General features: G+C 65.1%; 33 protein-coding genes, 1 tRNA gene and 1 pseudogene. 18 read left to right on the forward strand and 17 right to left on the reverse strand.

The window, feature by feature from the left end; translation table 11 throughout:
- From ACQUQ0_RS14610 to ACQUQ0_RS14620, 3 genes are all read right to left on the reverse strand, one after another.
- On the reverse strand, positions 1-332 hold a 332-nt coding region (locus ACQUQ0_RS14610; RefSeq protein ID WP_435186130.1), incomplete at its 3' end, for a hypothetical protein.
- A 127-nt stretch (positions 333-459) separates the two neighbouring features.
- Complete coding sequence (locus ACQUQ0_RS14615) at positions 460-843, reverse strand: hypothetical protein (RefSeq protein WP_435186131.1); 384 nt, start codon at positions 841-843, stop codon at positions 460-462.
- Positions 844-1067: 224 nt separating this feature from the next.
- Positions 1068-1514, reverse strand: a complete 447-nt coding sequence (locus tag ACQUQ0_RS14620) for a hypothetical protein (protein WP_435186133.1) — start codon at positions 1512-1514, stop codon at positions 1068-1070.
- Between the two features lie 479 nt (positions 1515-1993).
- Here ACQUQ0_RS14620 and ACQUQ0_RS14625 point away from each other — a divergent pair, with 479 nt between their 5' ends.
- Positions 1994-2488 carry a hypothetical protein gene (locus ACQUQ0_RS14625; RefSeq protein ID WP_435186134.1) on the forward strand — a complete coding sequence of 165 codons (495 nt, stop codon included), beginning with the start codon at positions 1994-1996 and terminating at the stop codon, positions 2486-2488.
- A gap of 433 nt (positions 2489-2921) precedes the next feature.
- Here ACQUQ0_RS14625 and ACQUQ0_RS14630 read toward each other — a convergent pair whose 3' ends face one another.
- The 3 genes from ACQUQ0_RS14630 to ACQUQ0_RS14640 form a co-directional block, all read right to left on the reverse strand.
- Positions 2922-3221 carry a hypothetical protein gene (locus tag ACQUQ0_RS14630; RefSeq protein WP_435186136.1) on the reverse strand — a complete coding sequence of 100 codons (300 nt, stop codon included), beginning with the start codon at positions 3219-3221 and terminating at the stop codon, positions 2922-2924.
- Between the two features lie 210 nt (positions 3222-3431).
- The gene (locus ACQUQ0_RS14635) at positions 3432-3779 is read right to left on the reverse strand and encodes a hypothetical protein (RefSeq protein ID WP_435186138.1); all 348 of its coding nucleotides are present in this window, start codon (positions 3777-3779) and stop codon (positions 3432-3434) included.
- A 298-nt stretch (positions 3780-4077) separates the two neighbouring features.
- On the reverse strand, positions 4078-4362 hold the full coding sequence (locus tag ACQUQ0_RS14640; protein ID WP_435186140.1) for a hypothetical protein: 285 nt from the start codon (positions 4360-4362) through the stop codon (positions 4078-4080).
- A 112-nt stretch (positions 4363-4474) separates the two neighbouring features.
- Here ACQUQ0_RS14640 and ACQUQ0_RS14645 point away from each other — a divergent pair, with 112 nt between their 5' ends.
- Positions 4475-4633, forward strand: coding sequence for a DUF7559 family protein (locus ACQUQ0_RS14645; RefSeq protein WP_435186141.1), 159 nt, complete (start codon positions 4475-4477; stop codon positions 4631-4633).
- Here the strand turns inward: ACQUQ0_RS14645 and ACQUQ0_RS14650 are convergent, their stop codons facing one another.
- Both ACQUQ0_RS14650 and ACQUQ0_RS14655 read right to left on the reverse strand, forming a co-directional pair.
- Positions 4634-5788 (reverse strand): tyrosine-type recombinase/integrase, encoded by a 1155-nt coding sequence (locus tag ACQUQ0_RS14650; RefSeq protein ID WP_435186143.1) that lies wholly within the window; start codon positions 5786-5788, stop codon positions 4634-4636.
- Positions 5785-6330, reverse strand: a complete 546-nt coding sequence (locus ACQUQ0_RS14655; protein WP_435186144.1) for a hypothetical protein — start codon at positions 6328-6330, stop codon at positions 5785-5787. The genes ACQUQ0_RS14650 and ACQUQ0_RS14655 overlap by 4 nt, the downstream gene beginning before the upstream one ends.
- Positions 6331-6409: 79 nt before the next feature.
- Between ACQUQ0_RS14655 and ACQUQ0_RS14660 the strand changes: the two are divergent.
- Positions 6410-6505, forward strand: a pseudogene (locus tag ACQUQ0_RS14660) (DUF7559 family protein); the annotation flags it as partial.
- Positions 6502-6951 (forward strand): Hsp20 family protein, encoded by a 450-nt coding sequence (locus ACQUQ0_RS14665; RefSeq protein WP_435186146.1) that lies wholly within the window; start codon positions 6502-6504, stop codon positions 6949-6951. The pseudogene ACQUQ0_RS14660 and the gene ACQUQ0_RS14665, both read left to right, overlap by 4 nt.
- A gap of 3 nt (positions 6952-6954) precedes the next feature.
- On the opposite strand, the gene ACQUQ0_RS14670 is transcribed toward ACQUQ0_RS14665, so the two are convergent.
- From ACQUQ0_RS14670 to ACQUQ0_RS14685, 4 genes are all read right to left on the reverse strand, one after another.
- Positions 6955-7554, reverse strand: coding sequence for an NUDIX hydrolase (locus ACQUQ0_RS14670; RefSeq protein WP_435186147.1), 600 nt, complete (start codon positions 7552-7554; stop codon positions 6955-6957).
- Positions 7555-7626: 72 nt separating this feature from the next.
- Positions 7627-8184, reverse strand: coding sequence for a DUF7109 family protein (locus tag ACQUQ0_RS14675; RefSeq protein WP_435186149.1), 558 nt, complete (start codon positions 8182-8184; stop codon positions 7627-7629).
- Complete coding sequence (locus ACQUQ0_RS14680; RefSeq protein WP_435186151.1) at positions 8181-9422, reverse strand: glycosyl transferase family 2; 1242 nt, start codon at positions 9420-9422, stop codon at positions 8181-8183. Before ACQUQ0_RS14680 ends, ACQUQ0_RS14675 begins: the two co-directional genes overlap by 4 nt.
- 72 nt (positions 9423-9494) lie before the next feature.
- Entirely contained in the window at positions 9495-10622 is a 1128-nt protein-coding gene (locus ACQUQ0_RS14685; protein WP_435186326.1) for an MFS transporter, read from the reverse strand.
- Positions 10623-10785: 163 nt separating this feature from the next.
- Between ACQUQ0_RS14685 and ACQUQ0_RS14690 the strand changes: the two genes are divergently transcribed.
- Positions 10786-10956 (forward strand): HVO_0758 family zinc finger protein, encoded by a 171-nt coding sequence (locus ACQUQ0_RS14690; RefSeq protein WP_435186153.1) that lies wholly within the window; start codon positions 10786-10788, stop codon positions 10954-10956.
- Positions 10957-10961: 5 nt separating this feature from the next.
- On the opposite strand, the gene ACQUQ0_RS14695 is transcribed toward ACQUQ0_RS14690, so the two are convergent.
- The 4 genes from ACQUQ0_RS14695 to ACQUQ0_RS14710 all read right to left on the reverse strand — a co-directional run bounded on the left by ACQUQ0_RS14695 (position 10962) and on the right by ACQUQ0_RS14710 (position 14826).
- Complete coding sequence (locus ACQUQ0_RS14695; RefSeq protein WP_435186155.1) at positions 10962-12056, reverse strand: aldo/keto reductase; 1095 nt, start codon at positions 12054-12056, stop codon at positions 10962-10964.
- 63 nt (positions 12057-12119) lie between these two features.
- Positions 12120-13241, reverse strand: coding sequence for a DHH family phosphoesterase (locus ACQUQ0_RS14700; protein WP_435186328.1), 1122 nt, complete (start codon positions 13239-13241; stop codon positions 12120-12122).
- Between the two features lie 242 nt (positions 13242-13483).
- Positions 13484-14395 carry an SDR family oxidoreductase gene (locus ACQUQ0_RS14705; RefSeq protein WP_435186157.1) on the reverse strand — a complete coding sequence of 304 codons (912 nt, stop codon included), beginning with the start codon at positions 14393-14395 and terminating at the stop codon, positions 13484-13486.
- Complete coding sequence (locus tag ACQUQ0_RS14710; protein WP_435186159.1) at positions 14395-14826, reverse strand: DUF5791 family protein; 432 nt, start codon at positions 14824-14826, stop codon at positions 14395-14397. Before ACQUQ0_RS14710 ends, ACQUQ0_RS14705 begins: the two co-directional genes overlap by 1 nt.
- A gap of 167 nt (positions 14827-14993) precedes the next feature.
- Between ACQUQ0_RS14710 and ACQUQ0_RS14715 the strand changes: the two genes are divergently transcribed.
- The 13 genes from ACQUQ0_RS14715 (at position 14994) to ACQUQ0_RS14775 (ending at position 25526) form a co-directional block, all read left to right on the forward strand.
- The gene (locus tag ACQUQ0_RS14715) at positions 14994-15485 is read left to right on the forward strand and encodes a ferritin-like domain-containing protein (protein ID WP_435186161.1); all 492 of its coding nucleotides are present in this window, start codon (positions 14994-14996) and stop codon (positions 15483-15485) included.
- A 31-nt stretch (positions 15486-15516) separates the two neighbouring features.
- Positions 15517-15969 carry a metal-dependent transcriptional regulator gene (locus ACQUQ0_RS14720; RefSeq protein ID WP_435186163.1) on the forward strand — a complete coding sequence of 151 codons (453 nt, stop codon included), beginning with the start codon at positions 15517-15519 and terminating at the stop codon, positions 15967-15969.
- Positions 15970-16055: 86 nt separating this feature from the next.
- Positions 16056-16373, forward strand: a complete 318-nt coding sequence (locus ACQUQ0_RS14725; RefSeq protein ID WP_435186165.1) for a hypothetical protein — start codon at positions 16056-16058, stop codon at positions 16371-16373.
- Positions 16359-16431: transfer RNA gene (locus ACQUQ0_RS14730), tRNA-Gln, on the forward strand. Before ACQUQ0_RS14725 ends, ACQUQ0_RS14730 begins: the two co-directional genes overlap by 15 nt.
- A gap of 828 nt (positions 16432-17259) precedes the next feature.
- Positions 17260-19932, forward strand: coding sequence for a BGTF surface domain-containing protein (locus ACQUQ0_RS14735; protein ID WP_435186166.1), 2673 nt, complete (start codon positions 17260-17262; stop codon positions 19930-19932).
- A 155-nt stretch (positions 19933-20087) separates the two neighbouring features.
- The gene (locus ACQUQ0_RS14740; protein ID WP_435186168.1) at positions 20088-20846 is read left to right on the forward strand and encodes an HD domain-containing protein; all 759 of its coding nucleotides are present in this window, start codon (positions 20088-20090) and stop codon (positions 20844-20846) included.
- Positions 20847-20906: 60 nt separating this feature from the next.
- The gene (locus ACQUQ0_RS14745; protein ID WP_435186170.1) at positions 20907-21242 is read left to right on the forward strand and encodes a hypothetical protein; all 336 of its coding nucleotides are present in this window, start codon (positions 20907-20909) and stop codon (positions 21240-21242) included.
- Positions 21243-21290: 48 nt separating this feature from the next.
- Positions 21291-22016 carry a diphthine--ammonia ligase gene (locus ACQUQ0_RS14750; protein WP_435186173.1) on the forward strand — a complete coding sequence of 242 codons (726 nt, stop codon included), beginning with the start codon at positions 21291-21293 and terminating at the stop codon, positions 22014-22016.
- Between the two features lie 94 nt (positions 22017-22110).
- On the forward strand, positions 22111-22671 hold the full coding sequence (locus tag ACQUQ0_RS14755; RefSeq protein WP_435186175.1) for a GNAT family N-acetyltransferase: 561 nt from the start codon (positions 22111-22113) through the stop codon (positions 22669-22671).
- A 101-nt stretch (positions 22672-22772) separates the two neighbouring features.
- Entirely contained in the window at positions 22773-23462 is a 690-nt protein-coding gene (locus ACQUQ0_RS14760; RefSeq protein WP_435186178.1) for a CDP-alcohol phosphatidyltransferase family protein, read from the forward strand.
- Entirely contained in the window at positions 23459-24142 is a 684-nt protein-coding gene (locus tag ACQUQ0_RS14765; protein ID WP_435186180.1) for a CehA/McbA family metallohydrolase, read from the forward strand. The genes ACQUQ0_RS14760 and ACQUQ0_RS14765 overlap by 4 nt, the downstream gene beginning before the upstream one ends.
- Positions 24142-24834 carry a TVP38/TMEM64 family protein gene (locus ACQUQ0_RS14770; RefSeq protein WP_435186182.1) on the forward strand — a complete coding sequence of 231 codons (693 nt, stop codon included), beginning with the start codon at positions 24142-24144 and terminating at the stop codon, positions 24832-24834. Before ACQUQ0_RS14765 ends, ACQUQ0_RS14770 begins: the two co-directional genes overlap by 1 nt.
- Positions 24835-24881: 47 nt before the next feature.
- On the forward strand, positions 24882-25526 hold the full coding sequence (locus ACQUQ0_RS14775) for a metal-dependent hydrolase (protein WP_435186184.1): 645 nt from the start codon (positions 24882-24884) through the stop codon (positions 25524-25526).
- 20 nt (positions 25527-25546) lie between these two features.
- Here ACQUQ0_RS14775 and ACQUQ0_RS14780 read toward each other — a convergent pair whose 3' ends face one another.
- Positions 25547-26506: a sugar phosphate nucleotidyltransferase gene (locus tag ACQUQ0_RS14780; protein ID WP_435186186.1), complete on the reverse strand. Its 960-nt coding sequence runs from the start codon at positions 26504-26506 to the stop codon at positions 25547-25549.
- Positions 26507-26599: the final 93 nt, after the last annotated feature.

Consider the following 26599-nt stretch of genomic DNA (forward strand, 5'->3'; position numbering starts at 1 on the left):
TGGAACTCCTCGAAGACCGAATGGATAGCTTCGAGGGTAGTTCCGCCCACGTCCCAGACAGTGTCCATAGCGGGTTCACCCGCGTCCTCAAAAATCACCGGAACGACGGGAACCAGAATGTCATCGCCATCGCGGTGCGTGTTCACTTTGTTCACTTCGTGGACTTCGGGGACTTCCGCGAGAGTGCCGGGAAGTGGATCGAACGCGTCTGCCAGTCTATCATCACCGGCGTTGTTCACCTCACGATAATCCTCGGTCAAGTCCTCAAGGCCGATACTATCTAGGAAGTCCGCAGCTCTCTCGGTGAAGCTGCGGTCGTCATTGGAGGGCATCAAACGACTGTTGTACGACACCAGTCATAAATCTGGGTGCTATCGACTCATCTATGTTCTATCAGAATCAGCGTGACCGGTGTAGAGCATCGGTTCAGCACCACCTCACCGGATTAGCACCGGTGACTCACTCCGGACCGCCGGCGACACGATAGTATGTTCTCGTGCCGTCCGAAGTATCGATTTCTCGGTGCTCTACCACGCCAGCATCAACCAGTTCCTCAAGAGCTTGGTCCAGATCACCGAGAACTATGCCGGCTGCCGCGGCGTGGCTAACCGCGTCCAGTACTGCGTCCCCGATCCCCCCGAGTACCCCACGTCGGGTGTCCGGAGCGTCGTCGGCAGCGAACTCGACGCCTTTGATGATCTCAGTCTTCGTGTATGCCTTCTCAACGTCTTCACCGAGAAACGCCACGATGAGCCGCTTTTCGGTGCCCAACGGATCGTTGTCCTCATCCCATACATCCTCGGAAGCCGTTCGGCTCTCCCACTCCTCTGCTTCGATAGGCATTAAAATACGATTGTTCCGATCCGATGAAAAGCCTGTGGTGATCCTCGGTATTTCCCCTGTAGCTGTGTGCTGACTACGCGCCCTGTATCTTGTACGGCACTGGGTAATCCACCAGAGCGCGGTCAAAAAGACCGTGCGAGATGTAGAGGATGAGTACAGCACAGGGGGAGTCGCTTCAGCCGACTTCTATTACGACATCATTCTACCAGCATCTCATCCGAGAATCATCCAGTTACTTCGGTGTAATCAGGCACCCCGTCCTCATCAGAATCCCTCTCAAGCGGATCTGTGAGGTACCGCTGTACTTCGGCCCCATCCAAAAGCCCGTCACCGTCGGTATCGGCTACTGTTGGATCTGTCCCGATGCTGAACTCGCGGTAGTCGCGGAGCGCGTCAGCGTCGCTGTTTGCTCGCGTGGGGTCGGAATCTTCTTGAATCTCGGACTTGTCATTGAGATCATCACCGTCCGTGTCGGTATCCGTAGGACTTGACCGATAGGCCGTCACCTCGGCAGCATCAGTGAGTTTATCTCCGTCGGTGTCTTGCTTAAGCGGCGATGTTCCGTGGTTCAGCTCTTCAGATACGGTGAGCCCATCGCCATCAAGAGACATCACAAACATAGAGGCCGTAATAACGACGACAACACCGATTCCGATTGCCAAGTTTCGCATATACCAGTATACCTTCGGCTGAGGGAAAATCCGTTGGGATTGGTCAGTTAATCCTGTACTGGTGATGGAGGGCTATACGATAGATGCATACGCGCTGTCCATCTTACAGGCTCGTTCTGTCAGAGGACAGTTAGTCGGCGGTCTCGACTTGCTAGCGTAGCGCGTCGCTGCCAGGCGCAGTCTTACCAACGGCTTCGACAGAAACACCCACTCAAAATCTTGGTAAGACCCGCTACGGCTCGCTGCCGTCGTCGGGCCCGCTGCCCGCCCGACAGACACGTCGAAAGAACAAAGCGTGCGTGCGGCCGCTCGACGCCATTGGTCGATCTGTGAACTCTACATACGACGCTCGGCACAATTGACAGACGCCGCTGGTCTCGTTCTTGTGTCGCTGCCGTTCGGACAAATGCTCGTCTACAACCACGAGATAGTTTCGATATTACGTAATATATATTATTTTTCGGGTGGCACTGTCTGATATGCCCTTCACCGACTCGTTTCCGACCAAGCGCGGTACCGTTCGAGTCACTGACGACGCTGTTCACATCGAGGAATCCTTCAGTGGGTACATTCAGTCGCTTTACGCTGAGTATTGGAAGGGTGATACGTGGCGGCAGAAAGCGATTTTTGCCGGGTATGTATTTGCAGTTGTATTCGGAGTGTGGGGAATCGTGAATCTGATCCGAAGTGAGAAGTATCTGCTTATCGGCACCCTGGTTGGTCTGTTCATTTTGTTGTGGGGACTGAACTACGCGCGAGGATTCAGGTCTCCGAATCGAATTCCTCTCACCGCAATCAACGATGTCTCTGCCACCCGTGGCACAAAGGGACTGACGCGCCCCCGCCTCATCATCACCTACACCGACGGCAAGTCCACCGTCAAGCGGCGTGTGAGTCTTCCTTCTCTCTACACGAGCAGGGGTGAGGCGGCATACGAACGGGCACAGGCAACGTTTGCGGAGCGCGGATTCTGACCCGCTTTCCTATCCGGCGGGACCGATCTCACCACGGAGGAGAGTGATGCTGTATATGCGCCTTGTATTCAGCAGGGCGTTCTCAATACAATCTCGATTTGACAGAAACCTCGACGTTCACTAAGCAAGCACACTCTCACGGCTGATTCACTAGCACCTCTATGAAATAAACCGCACAACGATGCTGCCCCCGATCACGCCCTAAAGCCGACTGACATTCTATCCGGTAGCTATGCTGTGAGTTTTTCGTGTGGCTCAGCGATAAATTAGCGGTCGTAATTCTATGAAACAATGGATGGGATCGGCCGTGTTACGGGCTCTATTCCCAGTCTAGTGGTCTACAAAAATCAAAATCTGGAGGGCTTTGACCCAGTGCTACGTTAGGAATATGGAACCATACCATTGATCGGCTCGAAACGCGGTTCTACATCATCTACAATCCCTCGGAGTATTCTTCCATAGCATCGAGTGCTGCTTGTTCAGCGTCTTCGATGTACTCCAGTTCCAATCCTACTGCTATTTCTTCGACTCCATCATCTGGATCGACGAGGATCACTCGATGAGCATTGCAGAATCCAGGCTGGTCAGAGTATGTCTTGTAGGGAGTGCAGCGTACCTCAACTCCTGTTTCTCTATGCTCGAACTCAGCGATTAGCTTGAAGTTGCCGCTGAAACGGTACTGAGAGACAGTCCATCCGTCTGGAATCTCGATATCCGGCTCTTCATCTCTCATAGATTTGAGTACTTGACTGGATCGAGATCGGTGTTCCGTGAGATTGACTGAATCCGTTCGAGCTGATAATTTCCAGTGGCTCGATCACTGCTACCCCACGAACAGGCCGGACAGCCGTTACCCCGAAGAATGTCTTCTTTCTTGTCTTCGGCCAACTCGTGTGTCAGGTAGTAATACTCCCAAGGCTCGCCACACATTCCGCAGGTAACGTCATTCATTCTCACCACCTCCTGCCCCCGTGGGAGCGTGCGTAGGATACAGAACCGAGATACCCATACTGGCTGCTGGACCTACCTGTTCCTCGACTTCCTGCCACTGCTCTACCGTTTCGAGTAACTGCTCTGCCTTCTCGGGATTATTCTCCTGAATTGGTAGCCAGTGTGCTCTGGCCGACTCAATCAGAGCACTGAGGTCACGGTCAAATACCGCTGCCCCACGTTCACAGTATGCCGTATCTTCACCTTCTCTGTAGTCTTGGACGTGTTTTTCTGCGTGAGCTGGGCTCGCGTAGCCTATCGAGTCATCCATTATCGCCGCTATCAACTCCTCGTCGCTCATCTCCTCTGCCAAGTGGGTGTTCGTCTCCTTCGCGCAGTCTCGACAGAGGCGCTCGTATCTGTCAGGTACTCGATACTGTTCATAGTACTCTGCTCCGATTGCCGACCAGGAACCACAGCGGTCACAAGATCGGCTGGAGAGACTTTCGTCTGCTGAGTTTTCTTTCATAGCTGAATCTCCGTTCAGGATCCGGCAGTATTGCGATAATTACGCCGGTTCGTCAGACGTAGACGGTGATTCGGTATTTAAATTCTATCCAAAATAGTATAGAAATATAGCCTATAAGCCTTTGAAACGGCTAAATTGAGGACATTAGCTCTTCTGCTGCCTCCTGCGCTTCGTTTGGGTGTTCCACTTCCAACCCTTCAGCAAATACCTCTAATCCGCTCTCAGGAGTCTCGATTGTAACTCGATGTGAATCTGTGAAGCCCGTTGATTCAAATGTCTTGTAGGGTACAATGTGAACCTCCTTTTCAGAGTCTCGATGCTGAAACACAGCATAGAGCTTAGAACGGCTTGTACGCTCGTATTCCTTATTTTCCCAACCTTGCGGTAGTTCGCTATTTTTTGTGTCTTCTGGCATTACAGCGAGCGTAGACGGTAAAAACCGTACTTAAATTCTATTTTGAATAGATGAGACGAGTACACACCCGCAAAACCAATCTTGATTAGCCTCCGCGGTTTTAGCATATAGTATGCCTGCAACTGAGGAACTCAGATGTACTTCGTCGAACTGTGAGCTAGATATGTTTGAGAATCACTATACGTATGATGTAGACGATGATTTAACAGTCTCTGACCTGAATTGTCCGCTGTGTGGCGGCTCCGACTGTTTAGAGTTGATCGAGTTATAACTAAATCCAACCCTTCTCCTTTGCTTCTTTCCGAGTAATATCTGGCATCAGATGGGAGTACTCGCTAGGCTGTTGATGGATTTCTAAATGGCAGTTTGAGCAAATTTCCATAACCTCTTCGGGCTTGTAGCTGATGTGGTGAGTGACCATCATTGATCTTGTTTCACCACATATCTCGCATTTCTGTTCTAAGTGCTGATCAGAAGAATCATCATTCAGACTTGATGTACTCTGCTGATATGCTTCATCTACGTCGTCCTCCAAAATCTTCCCATAGATCTGAGTCGTAGTCACGTCCTCGTGAGCCAGAATCTCTCTCAATTCCTCGAAGGATCCAGCATTAGGTGGCCGGAGGAAGTGAACCGCAAAGGAGTGTCTGAGTGAGTGTGAAGTGACTCGCTTCCGTTCATTCCCCTGCATATCCTCATATAGAGTTTCCTGAATGCCTGCTCGGTCTGCTGACTCACGGACAACTCTTGAAATGTGGTTTGGAGCAATCTGCTCCGCCTGCTCAGTGATGAACAAATATTCACTGGCCTCAGTGACGTAGCTGGGTCGGTGAACCTCTAGCCACTCATCTAAGAGTGCGTCAAGATCTGGATGCCATCTCCCCGTTATTACCTCCCCCTTCTTTGGACTGTAGACTGTGAACTTACGCTTTTCAAAGTCTAAGTCGTCCAATTTCACGTTAGCTACCTCACTACGCCTGCACGCAGTATAGTACATCCACCGGATAATAAGACGGTTTCTCACGACTGGCTGAGGGGCCGAGTTTGTAATCTTGCTGATTTCGTCCTTGGTCAGCCAAACCCGCTCTTCGCCCTTCTGCTCTTTCCGCTTGTTCGTTCTATCCGCTATCTCCCCGATGCTGATTCTATCAGCAGGGTTCTGGTCTACAATCCCTTTCTTTTCGAGACGTGAGTATAGCATACGGATTGAAACGTATCTGTTCCTAACCGTATGATTGGAGTATCCCTGGGCCTCTTGTCCCTCTAAAAAGTCTTCGAGATCAATCCAGTCAAATTCTAATGGGTCAATATCATTCTTTTGTAGGAACTCGGAGAACGTTCTGAGGTTGCTTCTATGACCTTTTACCGTACTTTCTGCTCGTTTCCCTTCGAGCCGGTGCAAAAAATCCTCTGCTACCTCAATCATCTCCGCTCACCCTCCTTGAAGTAATGCTTCTTGTTATCTTCCAGTACTTTCTCAACTATCGGAATGTGGTTAGATTTCAGATGGTCGATAGCCAGCTCTATGTCGTTCTTATCTTCTTCAAGATGTTGGGCTAAATCTTCTACAGTAGTTGGGTATTCCTGTTCAAGAATGGTATAGGCAAACTGGGTCTGCAATTCGTCTACGGTCTTGTCGGAATTTGCGACCTCAGATGTGGAGGGATGTGGGAGAGTCTGTAGAGTCTTTCTCACTTCCTCAGCTACCAACTCAATGTCAGTTCCACCAGAATCGAGACGAGCATTAATTCCTTTCACCTCTGTTGCTAACTCCTCAACTTGATCTTGTAACTCATCGAGCCTATCGACTATTTCTGGTGAGGGCTTGCTACCCTCATCCTCTCTCATTTCCCGTTTAGCTGCAACTCTGAAAAAGTGCGATAGACTTTCAAATTCGGGATCTGATCCGACATACTCCTCGAATAACTCTTTTTGCTTTTCGGCTACAACGAAATTTATGCGCGACATAGCAGAAGCGTTCTATACGCCGTCGCTTATAAAAACAGGGTTCGATTACACATCGAATACACATTCAACAATGGATAACCACTACACCTACGACATGCCCGAGGACGTCGGCGTGGGCGACTTCGTCTGCCCGTACTGCCGGGAGAGCGAGCCGCTGGAGGCGATCGAGCTATGAGCGGCTTCCGGGACTCGGGTAGACCGTTCGAGGGCGCAGACCGCCTCCGCGAGATCGGCGAGTCGCTGGCGGGGAACGTCCTCGAACGCGTCGGGCGGAGCGTCGCCCGCGTCCAGGAGCGCAAGCCGCTCCCGCACGACGTCCTGGAGAGCGACGAGGCCTACCTCGTCGTCTTCGACGCGCCGGGCGTCCGCGAGAAGGACGTGCAGGTCCGCTTCGAGGACGGCGTCGTCGAGGTGCGGATCGACCGCTTCCGCGACTTCCACGAGGGCTTCGAGATGCGGTTCCCCGGCCGCGGCCTCTCCCTCGACGGGTCGGCGGCGCTCCCGCCGGAGGCCGACGTCGACGCCGCGGACGCGACCGCGACGGTGACCGACGCGGGCACGCTGCGCGTGCGACTGCCGAAGCGCGGGTCGGACGACGACGGCGTTACGGTCGAAGAATAGATCTCAGACGGACAGTTCCGCGTCGGCGTCGACCACCCGGTCGACGTCTTCCGGCGCCGTCCACTCGGTCGTCAGCTCCAAGAGCTGGACGAGCATCCGGCCGGTCGCGCCCCAGACGGTGTAGTCGCCGACGTGGAAGTAGTGGACCCGATGTTCGCCGTACACCGGGTGTTCGCGCCGCTCGGACTCGTAGTTGTCGAGGTCGATCAGTTCGGGGACCGGGAGCGCCACGACTTCGGCGACCTCCCGCTCGTCGGGGTCGTAGTCGCGGTCGGGGACGCCCGCGACGTACGGGCGGACCGAGTAGTCGGTCACGGTCCGGATGTCGTCGAGCCGGCCGAAGACGGCCGCTTCCTCCGAGTAGAGCCCGATCTCCTCGTTGGCCTCGCGGAGCGCCGTCGACTCCAGCCCCCGGTCTTCGGGCTCCCTGGAGCCGCCGGGGAAGCTCATCTGGCCCGGGTGCTCGCCGAGGTGGTCCGCCCGCTTCGTGAAGAGGACGTGCTCGGTCCCGTCGCGGACGAGGACGGGCGCGAGGACCGCCGCCTGCTGGCCCGCGTCGGTGACCGCCGACGGCGCGTGGTTCGACACCCGCGAGAGATCCATCGTACCGACCGATACGGCCCGCGGGGGCTTATACTGTCCGCTGAAGGATCGTGAAAGATCGGGGCCGAGAGGTCAGCCGTCGTCGAGCGCGGCGTCCAGTCGCTCGCGGACGTCGTCGACGGCGACCGCGTCGGACCACACCGCGACGTCGTAGGTGACGTCGAGGAGCCGGCGCATCCGCGCCGCGTCCCCCTCGTCGACCGCGCGGCTCGCGTCGCGGCGGAGCCGCTCGGCGAGGGCCGCCGCCGCGGCCTCGCGGTCGACGTCCCGGGTCGAGACGTCCAGGATGTGCGGGAGGTCCTCCGCGTTCGGCGGGAGCGTCGGGAAGGCGGCCGGACCGGGCGCGAGGAGCGCGTTCGCGTCGGGATCCTCGTCGGTGGTCCCGTCGCCGGCCGCACCGTCCGCGCCGGGGTCGTATCGGACCAGCGCGTACGACGCGACGGCGGCGTCGACGGCGGCGGCGACCGCGTCGGCATCGAGGTCGTCGCCGCGCTTGAACGCCAGTTCGTCGAGCGCGCGTTCGAGTTCGGCCTGGGTGAGGGCGCCGAAGAGGTCGACGACCCCCGCGAGGTCGTCGCCGTCGAAGGGGGCGTCGGCGCCGGAGTCGTCCTCGGGCGCCTCGTCGGTCATTCGCCGGCCTCCCCGGGGGGCGCTTCAGAAGGATCCGGCTCGGTGCCGACCTCCCCGTCGCCGTCCGCGCGCGTTCCGGCCGCGACGTCCGAGTCCGAACGCGAATCCGAGCGGGCGTGCCGGCCGCGACGTCCCGCGTCCCCGAACGCCGCGTCCTCCGCGTCGGCCGCGGCGGCCGCGGCCACCGCATCGGGGTCGAGCGGGGCCTCGGTCCAGGGCGGCAGGCGGTCGTCGCCGCCGGTCGGTTCGCAGACCGCGTCGGCGTAGCGGTCGACCTGCGTCCGCTCGCCCTCGCGGTCGAAGTCGAAGCCGTTGAACGCCGCGTCCTCGGCGTACTGGTCGACGAGCCGCAGGGCGGCCTCGCGGTAGCGCTCCCGGAGCGTCCCGAAGTCGACGTCGATCCCGTGCTCGCGGACGCTCCGCAGGAGCGTCTCGCCCACGGAGCCGCTCATCTCGGAGAGCCCGGCCGCGCCGTCGACGGCGCGGTGGTCGTGCTCGTACCTGCCGAGGTCGACCTGCGCCGTCCGGTCGAAGCCCGCGACGTCGAAGGCGTCCGCGAGGGTGCCGACTTCGAGGCCCCACTGCCGCGGCGTCCGCATCCGCTTTGCCGCGCTCGCGGTGGCGGCGAACTCGCCGGCCAGCGCGTACCGGAAGGAGTCCAGATACCGGAGGAACGGCTCGGGGTTCGCATCGCAGAGCGCGCGGACGAGCGGGACGTAGAACAGCCGGAAGAGCCGGCCGTAGAGCCGTCCGTCCTCGACGCGGGCGTAGTACCCCTTCGAGAAGTCGTAGCCCCGGGCGAGCGGGAAGAGCAGGCGGGGCACGAACGACTCGTCGTAGGTCGTCGTGTCGGCGTCGTGGACGGCGACGAACTCCTCGGTCGTCGCGCGGCCGAGCCCCAGCCACACGTCGCGGCCCTTGCCGCGGGCGCCGTCGAGGCCGGCGTCGGCGAGCAGGGCGGCGATCCGCGGCCCGTCGCACCACAGCAGTTCCGTGTCGAGATCGTACGTCGAGAGCCACTCGCGGACCGCGCCGACGCGCTCGGCCTCGGCGCGGAGCGGGACGACGACCCGGCCGGGCGCCACCCGTTCGAGCGTCGCGAAGACCCGGTCGGCGGCGGCGCTCTCGCAGTCGCGCTCGGTCATCGGGACGAGGACGGCGGCCCGGTCCGTGGGAGCGGTCGGGATCGGGTCCGCGAGGTCGTGGAGCGTCGTCACCCGCGCTTGCACGTACTCCATCGACGCTCTCTCAGGACGGAACGTGCAAAAGCGCGGGGGTTCCGGAGGCGCGGATTCGGCGTCGCCGCCGACTCACGACGGCAGCCGATCGGTCCGATAGAGGGCGAGCAGACACGCCACCACGACGCCGAGCGCGAGCGCGAGGCGCGTGAAGATGACGTCGTAGGCGAGGCCGCTCTCCCGGAGCGCGCCGACGACCGACGAGCCCGTCGCCTGGACGAGCATCATCCCGCCGGAGTACCACGAGTACGCGCTGGCGCGGGTCTCGCCCGGGAGCGAGTCGAGGAGGTAGGTGTCGATCGCGGGAAAGAGGCTGTGGACGACGTAGCCGATGACGGCCGTGAGCGCGACGACGGGGACGAGCCCGCGTGTGACCGTCAGGAGCAGGACGGAGACGGTGAACGCGCTGATGATCGCCAGGATGTACGGCACGCGCGGCAGCCGGTCGGCGAGCCGGCCGGAGACGAAGAACGCGGGCACGCCCGCCGCGAAGATCACCGTGAGGAGGTTCTTCGCGGTCGCGTCGCCGATGCCCTTCGTCCCCATATACAGCTCGTAGAAGTTGAACAGCCCCTGCCAGACGAAGCCGGTCGCGCCGACGACGACGACGGTCAGGAGGACGATCCGCCACTCCGCCCGGACCGCGCCGACGATGTCGCGGTCCGCGGCGCCCGCGTCGGGGAGCTCTGTGGTCCGCGCGGCGACGGACAGCACGAGCGTGACGACCGCGGCGGCGACGGCGATGCAGACGAACACGACCCGCCAGTCGACGAAGAGCGTCAGCACGAGGGTGACGAGCGGCGCGGCCGCGACGGCGGCGACCTGGCTGGCCATCCCGTGGACGCCGAGCGCCCAGCCGACGCGGTCGGGGTACAGCTCGCTGACGAGGGGATTGGCCGCGACGAAGTACGCGCCCGAGGACAGGCCCATACAGAGCGCGCCGACGCCGAGCGTCGGTATGGACGTCGCGCTCGCGGTGAGCGCCGCCGCGACGGTGAGCACCGCGCCGGTCGCGAGAATCACGCGGTGGCGCGGGACGCGGGTGAGGAGCCAGCCCGTCGGGATCCGGAGCAGGGCGCTCCCGAGCCACGCGAGCGTCGCGATCAGGCCCGCGGTCCCCTCGCCGATCGCGAAGACGGCGATGAACTCCCCGAGGAGCGGCGCGAAGACGACCCGCGCGAGGTTGGCCAGGAAGATCATCGAACAGAGCGTACCGAAGAGTCGACCCCGGGACACAGTCGGGGTTCGCGGGCGGGGCTGTCAACCCTTGCGGTCCGCGCGCGCTCGGTCGCCATCCCGCGAGTCCGCCTGGGCCCGGTCCGGCATACGGATCTTTTTACTGCGGGCCTGCGACGTACCACGTATGAAGTCGACACGGAAGGGGCTCCGAGACGGGGAGTTGGAGAAGGACACCTACGGCCGGCTCACGTGTTCGGAGTGCGGGAAGTCGCTGAAGACCCAGAACGACCCCGACGAGGTCTACACGGTACGGCACTGCCCCGACTGCGGGAGCGAGTGGAAGGAACTCCGGTAGGCGAGCTACTCGAAGACCGCATCGAAGGCCCGCGCCCCGAGCGGTTCGAAAGTCCCGGCCGCGACGTTCTCTGGGACGTGCGCGGGCGAACTCGTGCCGACGAGCGCCGTCGTGACCCCCGGCGCGCTCCGCGCGAAGTTGATCGCCCGCTGGGCCGGGGTGTCGCCCGCCAACTCCGCGTCGACCTCGGGGGGGAGCGACGACGCGAGGTCGCCCTGGGCCAGCGTCGCGCTGGCGACGGCGTCGAGACCGATTTCCTGGGCGTACTCCAGCGCGCTGAGGTCGCCCTCTCCGTCCGGGTGCGAGTGCGCCGCGACGGTGACGGCGTCCGCCATCGCGACGTTGAACGGCAGTTGGATCGCCCCGAGTCCGACGCCGTCGACGCCGACCGCCTCGGCGGCTCGCTCCGCGCGGGCGACGACCTCGGGGAGCGAGAGGTACGCGTCGTCGCCGCGGGGCACGCGGAACGCCTCCCAGGTGGCGACGCCGTACATCCCGATGTCGCCGGCGGCGCGGCGGCGCTCTAACGTCTCGAAGGCGGCCTGGAGCCGGTCGTAGACGGCCTCGCGGCTCCGGACCCGGAGCTGCGTCTCGGGGTTGTGGACGTAGTAGCAGTCGATCGTGTCGACCCCGAGGTTCGAGAGCGAGCGGTCCAGCATCGCATCGAGGAAGTCGGGGGCGATGGCGTGGCTCCCGCCGGCCAGATCCTCGGGCGCGACCACGCCGGGCTCGACGAATGTCTCGCGGACGTACGCGGCCGGGTCCGCGGGGCGGGAGCCGTCGAACGGGAGGAAGCCGCCCTTCGTCGCGACGACGACCTCCTCGCGGTCGACGTCGGCCTCGCGGAGCGCCTCGCCGACGATCCGCTCGCTGCGCTGGCAGCGGTAGTTGATCGCGGTGTCGACGTGGTTGATGCCGGCCGAGAGCGCCGCCGCGATCGACTCCCGGTAGCCCGCGTCGACGTCGTCGGTCGGATCGCCGAGGTACGTTCCGAGCCCGACGCTGGAGGCGACGCCCGGCCCGAAGCGGCGGAAGTACGTCCGCGCGAAGGCGTCGCCGAAGCGGTCGCGGTAGCCCCAGGTGCCCTGACTCGTCGCCATACCGTCGGTACGGAGGGCAGCGGTAAACGGGCGTCGCTCCGGCGCCGAGGCGAGCGGTCCGGCTCAGGTGTCGCCCGACAGGCACGCGAAGAGCCGTTCGCGGAAGGCGTCGCGGTCGACCGTCCCGCCGTCGTCCGTCCGGATCTCGCCGTCGCGGAGGCCGATCTGGCCGCCGCCCATCCTGGCGTGTCCGCCCGCGGAGCCGTCGGCGAAGTCCGACACCGCCTCGTCGAGCGTCCGGCCCATGTGGACCCGGTCGTCGCGGGAGCGTCCCGAGAGGTGGATCGTACCCTGCCGCTCGCCGAGGACGACCACGGCGGTGACGCCTTCGAGCAGGACCAGCTCGTCGGCGGCCTGCGGGACGGCGTCGGCGTTGGAGATGCGGCCGACGTCGCTGACCGCGAAGGGCCCGCGGACGTCGCGGCCGGCGATGGCGCGCGCCTTCAGGTCTAAGACCTCCGTCGAGACCTCGGGGTTGGCGATGCGGTCGAGGCGGTCCTCGTCGACGCCCGGATACAGGAAGCCCGCGGCGCCGAAGTCCGCGGCCGAACAGCCCGAGGTCAGCCGCTTCGTGTCGGTGAGGATGCCGTAGAGGAGGCCCGTGGCGACCGTCGACGGCACCGTGTAGGTCGAGTCGACCTCGCTTTCGTGTTTGGCCGGCGGCACGGGCGTCGCCCCCAGGTCCTCGAAGTACTCCGCGGCGATGCTGGAGGCCGCGCCGTAGTCGGTGCGGACGTCAGTGAAGGCCTCGCCGGTGCCGTCGCCGGGGTGGTGGTCGACGACCGCGAAGGGGAGGACGCTGTCGGCGCCGGCGAACCCCCGCGGGCGGTTGTGGTCGACGAGGATCACGTGCTCGGCGGCGACGTCGCTGACGTGGTCGATCCGGTCGATGTCGAGTTCGAGGACGGTCTGGAACGCGCGGTTCTCCTGGTGGCGGATCTGACCGGGGTACTGCACCCGCGCGTCGGCGCCGGCCTGCTCGGCGAGGCTCGCGACGGCGATGCCGGTCGCCATCGCGTCGGGGTCCGGATTGGGGTGGAGGACGACCGCCACCTCGTCGAGCGCGGCGAGCTCGTCGCGGAACTGCGCACCCTTCGGGCGCGTGAACCGCCGGAGGAGAGCGAGGCCCGCCACGAGCGCCAGCAGGCCGACGACGACCGCGGCGGCGACCGCCGGGTGGTCCATCGCGACCGCGCCGGCGCGGTCGAGTAGCTCCGAACCGAGGGCGACCAGTTCGGAGAGCGGACTGGCCATACGACTCCGATGCGGATGCACCCGTAAGAAGATTCCTTCGTTTCAATCGACATACTGCGGCCAGATCGGCGGAAATCGACCCCTCGTTGCCTCAGAGTGAGTACTCTCGTCTCTTCCCGCCGAAGGCCGTCACCGGGGGTGGCGTTCGCGGTGAACAGTGAGAGTAATGGCTATCAGATCTCCGACGCGTCCGCGCCGGCGCGGAACGCCTCGATCGCGTCGCGGTAGCCCTCGCGGAACGTCGGGTACGCGAACTCGTAGCCCAGTTCGCGGAGGCGGCCGTTGTCGCAGCGCTTGCTCGTCCGAAGCCGGCGGCGCGCGGCGTCCGAGAGGTCGGACTCGGCGAGGCGCTCTTCGATAGTCCGCTTCGGCGGCTCGGCGACGCCGCACTGCTCGGCCAGCCAGTCCGCGAAGGCCCACTTGTCGGCGGGCTCGTCGTCGGCGACGAGGACGACGTCGCCGCGCGCGCGGCCCGCGTCGAGGAGGAACGCGACCGCGCCCGCGGCGTCGTCGCGGTGGACCATATTCAGGTACCCCTCCGTGACCGGCCCCTCGATGTAGCGGTCGAGGCGATAGCGGTCGGGGCCGTACAGCCCGGCGAAGCGCGCGACGGTCCCGTCAATCCCGACCTCGGCGGTTTCCTCGCGGGCGATCCGCTCGGCCTCCGCGAGGACCTCGGTCTTCTCGGTCGTGGGCTCGATCGGCGTCGACTCGTCGACGAAGTCGCCGTCGTGGTCGCCGTAGACGCCGGTCGAGGAGGTGTAGACGAGGCGGTCCGGCGAGGAGGCTCGATCGCCGTACTCGTCGATGACGTTCCACAGGCCGTCGACGTAGACCTCGCGCGCGGCGTCGGCGCCGCGGCCGCCGGAGCTGGCGGCGAAGACGACCCAGTCGGCGTCCGGGAGCGCGTCCAGGGAGTCGGGGTCGGTGGCGTCGGCGCGCACGGGATCGATCCCCGCGTCGGCGACGGCGTCCAGCCCCGACTCGGAGCGCCGCACGCCCGCGACCTCGTGGCCCGCGTCGCGGAGCCGTCGGCCGAGTTCGAGCCCGACGTAGCCGCAGCCGACGATGACGGTCCGGGCCATCAGCGATCGTTCCGCTCGGCGAGGAACTGCTGGATCGCCGCGAGCTGGGCGAGCGTCATCGACGTCCGGCCCTCGATGGCCTGCTGGATCTCCTGGCCCGAGAGGTCGAGGTCGACGTTCGAGGCGATCGTGTCGACGTCGACGACGCCGGTCGTCATCGCCATCAGCAGGTGGTCCTGGAGTTCGAGGACGATCGTTTCGGCGTCCGGGCGCCCGTCGTCGAGCGCGAGCAGCGCCGCGGCGTCTTCGACCCGCAGGTCCGGCGCGGGACCGTCGGCGACGGACTTGACGGCCTCGCGGTCGACGCCGGACTCGGCCGCGGCGGCCTCGACCCCGACGTCGTCGACGACGGCCCTGAGCTGTTCTTCGTACGCCTCGCGGAGGGCCGGCGGGGAGCGCGCCGCCGGGTCCGAGGCTGCGTCGTAGAGCATACCACCACTCACCGCTCCGGCCGCAAAACGGTTTCCGAGCGGACTCCGCCCACCGCGGCCGGCGGGAGCCACCGGAGACGCCTCAGCGAAGGGGAACGGCTTAAGTTCGTCTGTACCAACCGCTTGCGTATGAACTGTGCGTCGCCCAGGGACTCGGAGGTGGCCCCGTGAGCGTCGGCCACCGGGTGAACTCCGACCACCAGCTCGCGCGGCTCCTCCAGATCGGGATCGTCCTCGAGGAGGTCGTCGAGGCCCGATCGTACCACCACTACCAGTCGCTCGACGAGGGGTCGCTCGACCCCGAGATCGAGTCGCTCCTGGAGCACGCCGCCGAGGAGTCCGCCGACCACCGCGAGCGCCTGGAGTCGCTCGTCGACGAACTGGACGCCGAGAGCATCCCGTTCGAGGAGATCGAAGCGCTCGTCGAGGCCCAGTACGGCGGCACCGACCCGGAGGACTTCGACGACATCCTCTACGATCAGCTGGCCAACGAGGAGACCGCATACAAGTTCTACGACGACCTCATCGGGGCGCTGCGAGCCTCGGAGGCCACGTTCGGCATCGATCGCGACCGCCTCATCGACGTCCTCGTCGAGATCCGCGAGGAGGAGGCCGACGGCGTCGAGGAGGTCACGAAAGTGATGAACGACCGCCAATGAGACGGAACACGACGCACGACGGGAGGAAGCGATGAACACGGCAGACCAGTACGTCAAAGCGATCTATCTTCTCCAGGAGATGGAAAACGGGCCGGCGTCGACCGGCGCGCTCGCCGAACGGCTCGGCGTCAGCCCCGCGAGCGCCAACGAGATGATCGGCAAGCTCGAATCGCGCGGGCTCGCCGAACACGAGAAGTACAAGGGCGTGACGCTGACCGACGAGGGGATCGTCCGCGCCCGCGACGCGCTCCAGACCTACTGCATCATCGAGCGCTTCCTCGCGAACGTCCTCTCGGTCGACGAGTTCCGCGCGGAGGCGCGCGAGCTCGAACCGGTCATCGACGACCTCGTCGCCGAGCGGCTGGACACGATCATCGACCGCAACGAGAAGTGTCCGGACTGCTTCGATCCGGAGACCGACGCGTGCTGTCAACTCGAAGTGGCCGCCGAAAGCGTCGAGACCGAAGAGCAGCGGGCGGACTGACTCCGGTGACGGGCGGGCCGACCGGGAGCGACGGGCGAGGACCGATAGCCCACATCTTCAAGACGGTGCCGGGAGTGGCGGCGTGTATGGATGGGACAGCGGCGATCGATCGCCTCCTCGCGCTCGCGGGCGTGGGACCCCGCGAGTCCGCAGAGGCGGCAGACCGACCGACGCCCTACGTGTGCAAGGGATGCGGGACGGCGTTCGACGTCCAGTATCACGTCTGCCCGGAGTGCGGCGGGTACAGCGTCGAACCGTACTCCCACCCCGATAGGGACCGACCGTACTGCGACCGATCGCGCGCGGCCGTCTGTGCGCCCGGCGGTCACAGCGCCGCGGCGGTCGCAACCCGATGGCTTTTCAAAGACTCCGACGTGAGTTACGGGTGCAGTCCCGTGGTGTAGCGGCCAATCATATGGGCCTTTGGAGCCCATGACGGCGGTTCGAATCCGCCCGGGACTACTTTTCAGCGATTTGATAATACGAGCCGTAGCACCGGCTCATAAAATCTGAAATATTTTCTATGAGAACTAGAAATTCGATCTAATTCCGTTCGGTATGCGTATTCTTGATCTGGATCTCGATTCTGATAGCAAATAGAAGGCTACTTATACGATGTTTGACTCGTCTGCTCACGGGCTGACAACAGACGAAATGCGTGCGCAGGAGGGGCTCGGTCGGTGACCGTTTCACAGCCGAGTCGTCACTCCCGGGAGCCCGTTCTTTCGACCGAATTTGTCGATGACAGAGTCCGTCGACAGTCGAGCCGACAGAGCGACTATCCGATAGCGTACGCGCCGTCGACGGCCCGAGTAAAATTGAATGAAACGACTTCTCATACGGTCGCTCTCTCTCGTATTGCTACTCCTGTTCAGTCTGTTCGGCAGCGCCGTGGTCACGGTCGACGTCGCCGCCGCTGATCCGGGAACGATCTCGTTCGATTCGTCGACGTACGCCGACGGCGACACCGTCACGGTGACCGTCGACAACGCCGATCTCTCGACGAGTGAGACGTACGTTGTTAATATTGAGTCCGAGACGGAGCCTCACGAAGCCGTACGTGGAGAACGGCCTGGAACAACCAAGACATACACTACGATCGGAAATGTCGCGGACGAAAATAACGACAGCAAAATTACTGAATCGGATATCGAATACCGGAACAATGGTGGCGGCACCAACAGCATCACGTCTGTTTCTCGAAATCAGAACGGTACTGTTACGATTACTTTTGCTGCTACTACCTCGTCGTTAGACGCACTATACTACACAAATGGCGAAACAATACTATTGGGGCACGAAACTGGATCTACGTTCACCGGAGAGAAAGAAGTAGATACGACAGATTCAGTCGGAACTCTCCAGATTTCTGATGGAGATGCAATTGAATCAGTCTACTTTGATGCAGATCCCAATGGAAAGCAGACAACAGCTGCAACAATAGACGAAGACCCCGATCCCCTATCCCTCGGCCCGGTCGCCGAATTTTCAGTCGGAGACCTCGGCAGCACGACGCCCGCACACACGGCGAGCGTCATCGAAATCCCGTTCAGCGAGGACGTCTCGAAGGCGGGCGGCGCGGCGGGCGCGCTCGCGCTCGGGGACAACATCACCGTGAGCGTCGACGGCGAGGACGTCACGTCGCGGTACGTCCTCGACGCCGACGGGTCGAGCGGCGGCCGGGTCGTGCTCAGTTCCGGGACGGCGCTCGGCCCGCGCGCGAACGCGTCGGTCCGGATCGACGCCGTCAACGACTCGATCGACACCGAGACGATCAGGCCCGGCGTCGTCGACGTCGCGGTGACAGACGCGACCGTGACGGAGGGCAGCGACGCCGACGTCTACGAGAACGCGACGGTCGCGTTCGTCGCGAACGGCGGCACCGAGGACGTCGATCAGTCCTTCGAGGTGGTAGACGAGTCCGACGCGCTCGTCTTCGCCGGTCGGACCGGCAGCGGCAGTCAGGCGTTCGTCTTCGACACCGCCGCGCGGAACTGGAGCGGCGGGTACGAGATCGAAACGCGGTTCGACGACGGACGCGCGGACGAGCGAACGGACCTCGCCGTCCGAGCGCTGGAGCTGGACGTCGCGGTCGACGACCGGACCCTCACCACCGACGACCCCGTCGAGGGGACGGTCCTGGCGAACACTGGCGGCCGGACGGTCGAGGTCGCGCTCGCGGACGAGAGCGGGGCCGTCGTCGCGCGGGCGAACGAGACGCTCGCCGGGAACGGCGAGACGATGATCGAGATCGGCGGCGACGCGCTGGCGGCCGCGGGCCCGGGAAACTACACGGTGACGGTGACCGACGTCGCGACCGGGACGGCGAGCGCTTCGGAGGCGATCACCGTCGTCGACGCGGCGCTCCGGACCGCGGCGTTCCGCTCGTCCGTCGTCGGCGAGGACGCTGGCGACGTCGTCGATATCGGCGTCGAACTGGCGTACGCCGACGCCGTCACGGTCACGATCGGGAGCGGCGCGGACGGCTTCCGCGCCAACGTCACGGTGGACGACCGGAACGGCGACGGGAGGGTCCGGCTGCGCTTCAACACGGACGCAGTCGTCGGAGAGACTGCCCTGCCGGCCGACGGCGGCGACGTCTTCGCGGCCGCTCCGCCGCGCGGGGCGAACGCGACCGCGAACGTGACCGACGCCGTCGTCGCGGCCGACGTCGACGACCGCTACGCGATCGAGGGGTCGCTGGCGGTCGGCGAGTACGAGCTCGGCGTGCGGCCCGGAACGGACGCGAGTGCGGCCGCCGAGTCGGTCGGGACGCTCGTCCTCGACGCGCCGGCGCCCGAGTCGCTCGCCACGTGGGTCGCGCCCGCCGGAACCGACTTCGGAGCGTTCGAGGACGTCGAAGCCGCGGCGGACGCGGCGCGTCTCGCGCCGTCGGCGGAGGTCGCGGTCGGCGACATCGTCGTCCACCGGATCGTCGCGCCCGGACTCGCGGGAGCGCTCGCATCGCAGTCCGGCTCGACCGCCGAGGCGTTCTTCGCGCTGGCCGGCACGGCTCCGGGCGACCGCCACGCGCTGAACGTCACCCAGGCGGATCCGGGCGCGAACGCGGAGGCCTACCAGCTGGAACTGAACCACAGCAACGCCGACGTCGTCGCCGATCCCGCGAACGACACGTACGTCGTCGCGTACCGACTCGACGGGCCGGGCGCGGCCGACGACGACGCGGTCGGGACCCGCGAATCGACCGCCGCTCCCGGCCCGGGCGACGCGCTCACGGTCGAGTTCGCCGTCAACGAGAGCGGTCCCTTCGACGGCCTCGACGACACCGAGCGGTCGGTGGGCGGCGAGTACGCGCTCGTGGAGGGGTGGATCGCGATCGACCGCGAGCCGGTGGTCGTCGCCGCCGCGGCGAATCAGTCGATCGGTGGCCGAACGACCGCCGCGCCGGGGACGGTGCTGGACCTCCGGATCCGCTCCGCGAACGGGAGCGGCGCGTTCCTGAAGACCGGATCGGCCGTGGTCGATCCCGAAGGCAACTGGCGCGCCGTCTTCGACTTCGGCAACCGGAGCGTCGGCGAGAACTTCACCCTGACGTCGAGTGTCGGCGTCGTGGCCGACGACGCCGAACTGGCGGTCGCGGGAGTGATCCGCGCGAACGCGACGAACGTGACGAACGCGACGACGCCGAACGGCACGGCCGCGAGCGGTGCGGGCGGTGGCGGTGCGCCCGGTGGCGGTGCGCCCGGCGCAGCCGTCGGACGATCCGGAGGCGGCGGCCGAGTCGACGCCATCGCGACGGCGACGGCGCGGCCGACCGCGGCACCGACCGAGAGCGACGGCTCGATCGCGGACTCGATCCGGGAGTTCGGCGAAGAGATCGTCGCGGAGGTCACGAACGACCGCGGGGAGCCCCTCGCCGACCGGCTGTCGGGCTTCGACGTCGTCGTCGTGGTGTCGTTCCTCTCGCTCGTCGGGTGCTTCTTCTTCGTGCGGTACGTGTGAGCACACGGCATGAATTCGAATGAATCACGCGCGAACCACGACCTTCGGGTCGTCGTAACGCCTAAGAACCGAAGAACCGTTCTATCCGGTAATGAATTCGAACGCGAACGTTGATCTCGTCGACCCCCCGACGGGGACGGAACCGAGGTGGTTCCGTGGGCGTTGAGATCAAGGAGTCGGCGGTCAGCGACGCGGAGTTTGAGGAGATGAAGCGGTTCGTCCGCGATTACCTCACCGCGAGCGTCGAGAGCGAAGAGGACGGCGGCCGGATGCGATGGTACCCCTGGCACAGCGCCGAGTACCGCTTCAACCACATCCTGAACGTCGTCAAGCTCGCGACGCGCATCGCCGAGCGGGAGGGCGCGGACGTCGACGTCGTCCGCGTGGCGGCGCTGTTCCACGACATCTCGAAGCTCGAAGCCGAACAGGAGGTCCACGCCGAGGAGGGCGCCCGCGTCGCCCGCGAGTACCTGACGACCCACGGCGACTTCCCGCAGTCGTTCGTCGAGCAGGTGTGTCAGGTCGTCGCCGACCACTCCTACCAGGGCCCGCTCGACGACGTCTCCCTGGAGACCCAGAGCCTCATCGAAGCCGACATCCTCGACAAGGTCGGCGCCAACGGGGCCGCCCTGATGCTCCTACGGATGGGCTACGAGGCGCGGACGCACATGGACGCCGCCGAGATGGTCGAGCGCGTCCTCGAACGCGGCCGCGACGCCACAGACCGGATCAACTCCGACGCCGCCGAGAGCATCGCCCACGAGCGGCTCAAGCGCGTCAAGTGGTTCCGCGAGTGGCTCGAAGGCGAGGTCCCGCAGATGGACCACGAGAGCGACCACGAGAGCGACCCCGAGGGCGGCGCCGAGGCCGACGACGGCGAGCCCGACCCCCGCGTCGACTCCGACAAACGATAACACCACGGTCCGCCTGGCGCAGGCGACAGCCTTACTTATCCGACGGGATACGGGCGTAGCGTGCCTCCCGAATTCCCCCCGCAGCAGTCTCCGCCGCGGCTCTCGCGGAACGCGAAGATCGGACTCGGCGCGTTCCTCGTCGTCACGCTTGCGTACAGCTTCGTCATCGCCGGGCAGATCCTCCTGTGGTTCGTCATCGTCGGGGTCACGGCCGGGATATACCTCACGTGGCTCCTCGTGGTCGCTGTCTTCGGGATGGTCGACGCGTTCGAGCGGATCGCGGACGCGATGGAAGCGCGGAACCGCGGCGACGTCGATACCGCCGTCGAACCCCCAGACGTCGAGGGGGCTGAAGGCAGAGACGTCGACGGTACGGACAGCGGCGAGGACACCTGAGATTCGCGAACCGGTGCGCGTTTGTACGCCGGCGGCCAACGTCGGCCGATGACCGACTCCGGCAAGTGGGTGAGCCTCTTCTCCGGCGGCAAGGACTCCTCGTGGGCGCTCTACCGCGCGCTCGAAGCGGGACTGGACGTCGCGCGGCTCCTCACGGTCCACCCCGGCGACGACTCGTATATGTACCACGTGCCGGAGACCCGGCTGGCCGGCCTCGCGGCCGAGAGCATCGGTATCGAACTCGTGGAGGTCGAACCCGACGACCTCGGCGCCGCCGACGCCGACGACGCGAGCGCGCAGGGCGACCGCGAGGTGGAGCCGCTCGAGGCCGCCCTCGATGCCCTCCGGTCCGACCTGGACGGCGGCCTCGCCGGCGTCACGGCGGGCGCCGTCGAGAGCGAGTACCAGACCTGCCGCATCGAGGCGATGTGCGACCGGCTCGGGATCGACCTCTTCGCGCCGCTGTGGCAGCGCGATCCGCGCGAGCTCGGCGAGGAGATGCTCGCGGCGGGCTTCGAGATCACCATCGTTCAGGTCGCCGCCGGCGGCCTCGACGAGTCGTGGCTCGGCCGCACGCTCGACGCCGACGCCCTCGACGAACTGGCCGAGCTCAACGACGCCTACGGCGTCCACGTTCTCGGCGAGGGCGGGGAGTTCGAGACGCTCGTGACCGACGGCCCGCACATGGACCGGCCGATCGAACTGGAGTACGAGACGGTCTGGGAGGGGACGCGCGGCCACATCCGCGTGACGGACGCGTGGCTCGGCGAGTGAGCGATGAGTGGGACGCCGGATCGTCGCGACGACGCGGCTCTACAGGCACCGACGGACCACCATATTTATTTTTCTCTCCAATATATATCCCTGCGTGACGAAGGCGTGGAAGCTGTCGCGAAACCGCTATGGACGCGCGGTCTACAATCGATTGCGGGCGATGGGGCTGACGGCGACGGTGATGACGGAGTACGTGGCGACGCTTCCGACCACGGGGGCGGCTGACCGGAAGACGGATCACGCGATCGACGTCGTCGACCCCGAGCGGGTCGCGGCGCTTGACGCGCCGCGTTCGGATCTCCGGCCCAACGAGGTCGTCGTCGCCGCCTTCGACGGCGACGAACCGGTCGGGTACCTGTTCTGTTCGCTGGACGCCGCGCACACGATCCGACCGCTCGAACGGGATCGAAGCTTCGAGGGCGCGTACATCAGACGCGTGTTCGTGGATCCCGACCGCCGGAATCGGGGCGTCGCGACGGCGCTGGTCGCGCACGCGTGCCGGTGGGCGAGCGACCGGGGTGCGGCGCGGGCGACCGCGCTCGTCGCCCGGGACAACGTCCCGTCCCGGCGGCTGTTCGAGCGCGAGGGGTTCGAGTCAGCGCGGACCCACGCCTATATTCGGCTCGGTCCGTTTACGTACTATCGGACGAACTGACTGATATCTCTCCTTTCGCGTACATAGATATATAGATTTCTACTAAGTAAATAGTTCTCGGAGTATTTTTAACACGTCCGCGTTCCATCGATCCGACAAGGATGAGCCAGGAAGTCAGAGAGGCGCTCCGGGAGGTCAGGGCCCGGGTCGAGAGCACGGACCGAATGCTCGATCCGGGCGACCGAACGAACGTCGCGGCGCAGCTGACGGGGGCCGATTACATCAGCCTCGGGGCCCTGTTCGTCGCGTGGGGTTGTGCGCTGCTGTTCCTCAGGGGCGAGCCGAACCTCGCGCTGCTGGCGATGTTCGGCGCGTTCCTCCTGGACAAGGCGGACGGCTGGTACGCGCGTCGGACGGGCGACTCCTCGCCGTTCGGGCGACGCGTCGACTCCTTCATCGACGTCTTCGCGTACCTCGTGCCGGCGGCCCTCCTCTATCGAGCGTTCTCCCCCCACGTGGCCGCGACGTGGATCGTCGGCTTTCTGATCCTCGCCTTCGGTGGCCTGCGCCTCATCCGCCACAACGAGGAAGGGTTCGGCGAGGACGACGGACGCAGCTACTACCACGGGACGACGGTCGTCCACACCAACCTCGTCGTCGTCGCGAACTACCTCCTCGCGGTGCTGTTCGGCTGGTCGGGGTGGCTCGCCGGCGTCCTCGTCGCGGCCGCCTGCCCACTTATGATCTCGAACTACAAGGCATACAAGACCGACGCGAGCCACGTCCTCGCCGGCGTCGGCGCGCTGGTCGCGGGCGGAATCGCGCTCTGTCTGAAGTTGGGCTACCTATGACAGGGGGCCGGACCGTCACCGTCGATCCGCACCTCCACACCGTCGCGTCGTACGACGGCCACGTCACTCCCGAGCGGCTACTCGACGCGGCCGAGCGGACCGACCTGGACGCGATCGTCATCACCGACCACGACACCGTCGAGGGCGCCCGTGTCGCGAAGACGCTCGCGGCGGATCGCGACATCGTCGTCGTCGTCGGCTGCGAGGTCTCGACGGCCGACGGCCACCTGCTGGCGATCGGCGTGGACGACGCCCCGGAGCCCGGTCGACCGCTCCCGATCACGGCCCGCGCGGTCCGCGATCGGGGCGGGCTCGCGGTCGTTCCGCATCCGTTCCAGCGATCGCGACACGGGGCGCGGGCCGACGCCATCGAGTCCGTCGACGGCATCGAGGTCCACAACGCGCACGCGCTGCTGAACGTCCGCAACGGTCAGGCTCGGGACTTCGCCGCACGGCGTGGGTACGCGATGTTCGGCGGGAGCGACGCCCACCGGTCGGACACCGTCGGACTGGCGACGACGGGGGTGACGCTCCCGCCCGGGACGGCGCTCACCGCCGAGTCGCTCGTCAGCGCGATGCGCGACGGCGACACTACCGCAGTCGGGCGGCGCACCTCGACCTGGCAGTACGTCACCAAGCTGTTCGCCAACGCGCGGTACCGAACGACGTCGCTGATGTGATGCGAGACGACGTCTTCGCCTCCCCGGCGGCCCGCCGGAGCGCCGCCGCCCGCGTCCTGTTGCTCGCCGGTTCGTTCGTCGTCGCCGCCGTCGCCGTCGAGCGGTTTGTCCCGTCGGCGACGGATCCCGCGTGGCTCCGGAGCCAGCTGACCGGGCTGGGTTGGTACGCGCCGCTCGCGTTCGTCGCCCTGCAGACCGTCCAGGTCGTCGTCGCGCCCATTCCCGGGCAGATCCTCGGCGGCGTCGGGGGATACCTCTTCGGGAGCCTCCCCGGGGTCGTCTACAGTATGATCGGCGTCACCGCGGGGAGCGCGATCGTGTTCTTCGCGAGCCGACGGTTCGGACGGCCGTACGTCGAACGCGTGATCGCGCCAGCGAAACTGGACCAGTGGGACGCGTTCGTCGACCGGAAGGGCGCCGTCGGGCTGTTCGTGTTCTTCCTGCTGCCGACGTTTCCCGACGATCTGCTCTGTTTCGTGGCCGCGCTCTCTGACCTCCGCGCCCGACGGTTCCTGGCGCTCGTCGTCGTCGGTCGGACCCCCTCGTTCCTCCTCGTCGCCTACGTCGGCACGCGAGTCTCCCACGGCGCGCTCGTCCGGGCCGGCGTGCTCGTCGCCGCGCTCGGCGTCGTCTCCGTCGTCGTCTATCTGTACAGGCGGCGGCTGGTGCTCGCCCTCGGCGGCGACGGGTGACGAGTATTTATACTACCGAGCCCTCGGTATCTGTAGATAGCCGTATGATGGCGTTCACCCACGGGCTCGCGAGCGTCGCCGTCGCGACCGCGTTGCTGCCCTTCGGACCCGAGTACGCCGCGCCGCCGGTGCTCGCAGCGGCGCTCCTCGGCGGGATCGCGCCCGACCTGGACGTGGTCGCCGACCACCGGAAGACGCTCCACTTCCCGGTCGGATACACCGCGCTCGCGGCGGGCCTGCTCGGGATCCACGCGGTCGCCGCCCACCCGACGCTGTGGCTCGTCTGGGTGGCCGTCGCCGCGGCGGCGGCCCACTCGTGGGCGGACGTCCTCGCGGGCAGCGTCGAGGCCGAGCCGTGGAACCCGACGACCGAGCGGGCGGTGTACAACCACGCGCTCGGCGCCTGGCACCGCCCGCGGCGGCTGGTCCGGTACTCGGGCGCGGTCGAGGATGTCCTCCTGGGGCTCGCGTGCGCGGGCGTCGCCGTCGCCGCACCGGTCACCGGTCCGACGGCGGACGCCGGCCTGATCGCGCTCGGCGCGCTGTCCGGCCTCTACGCGGTGCTCCGCCATCCGAGCGTCCGGCTGGACGCGGTCGCCGAGCGGTTCCCCGCTGCGTGGGCGCGGCTTCCCGCGATCAGCGTCGAGGAGACCGAAAGCGGCGCCACCACGGTGTCGGTCCGGTACCGATAGCCGGGTCGGCCTCGACGGAGCTACCCGAGCCGCGAGTGAGCGCCGACCAGCGCCGCGGAGAGATCGAGGTTCTCCACGTGGGCGTGCTCGTCGACGATCGTGCTCCGTAGCTCCGAGTCGCGGATCACCGCGTCGCCGAAGACGACGCTCCGGTCGAGCGTCGAGTCGGTGATTTCGGCGCCGGCCATCACGTGGACGTTCTCGCCCAGTTCGACGTTGTCGAGCGTCGCGTCCCCGTGGACGTACGTGTCGCCGCCGAGGTGCCACGACACCGCCTCCAGGTAGCTCTCGGGCGTGCCGATGTCGTACCACGCGCCGTCGAACGTGAACGCGTTGACGACGCCCCGGTCCTGGAGCCACTTCATAAACCACCCCGGCTCGTCGGGGTTGTTGCCGTTCGCGAGGTAGGTCTCGAAGTCCGGGAGCGTCTCCGCGGGGAAGGCGTAACAGGCGATCGAGACGAGCGTGCTCTGGGGATCGTCGGGCTTCTCCTGGAAGTCGACGACGCGGTCGCCGTCCAGCTGGACGAGGCCGTAGGACTTCGCGCGCTCCTTCGAGCCGACGTCGTAGGCGGCGAGACACGGCGTCCCCTTCGACTCGAAGAAGTCGACGAACTCCGAGACCTCGAAGGAGAGGAGGTTGTCGCCCGCGATGACGACCAGGTCGTCGTCGACGCCCTCGCGGTCGATGAGCTGTTCGAGCGCGCCGACGACGCCGAACTTCTCGTCCTCCTCGACGGTCTCCTCGACGGAGACGGTCGGCTTGTCGTAGGGCGAGTCGGCGAGGAACGCCTCGAAGTCGCCGGCGAAGGCCTCGTTGGTGCTCACGAACACCTCGTCGATCCGGTCGTCGGCTTCGAGTTCCTCGAAGATGATGTCGATGACCGTGCCGTCGCCGATCGGCAAGAGCATCTTCGGCCGGTCTTTCGTGATCGGCCACATCCGCGTCGCGTACCCGCCCGCGAGGACAACAGCCTTCATACGTACGCTCTCTGACCGGAGTCTCAAGATTGTTTCCCCAGCGGCCTCTTTGGCCGTCCGCCGGTCGGAGAGAAGGACCTATTGCGGTCCGCC

This window comes from Halobellus sp. EA9 (assembly GCF_051195055.1).
GTDB classification, from domain to species: Archaea; Halobacteriota; Halobacteria; order Halobacteriales; family Haloferacaceae; genus Haloquadratum; species Haloquadratum rubicundus.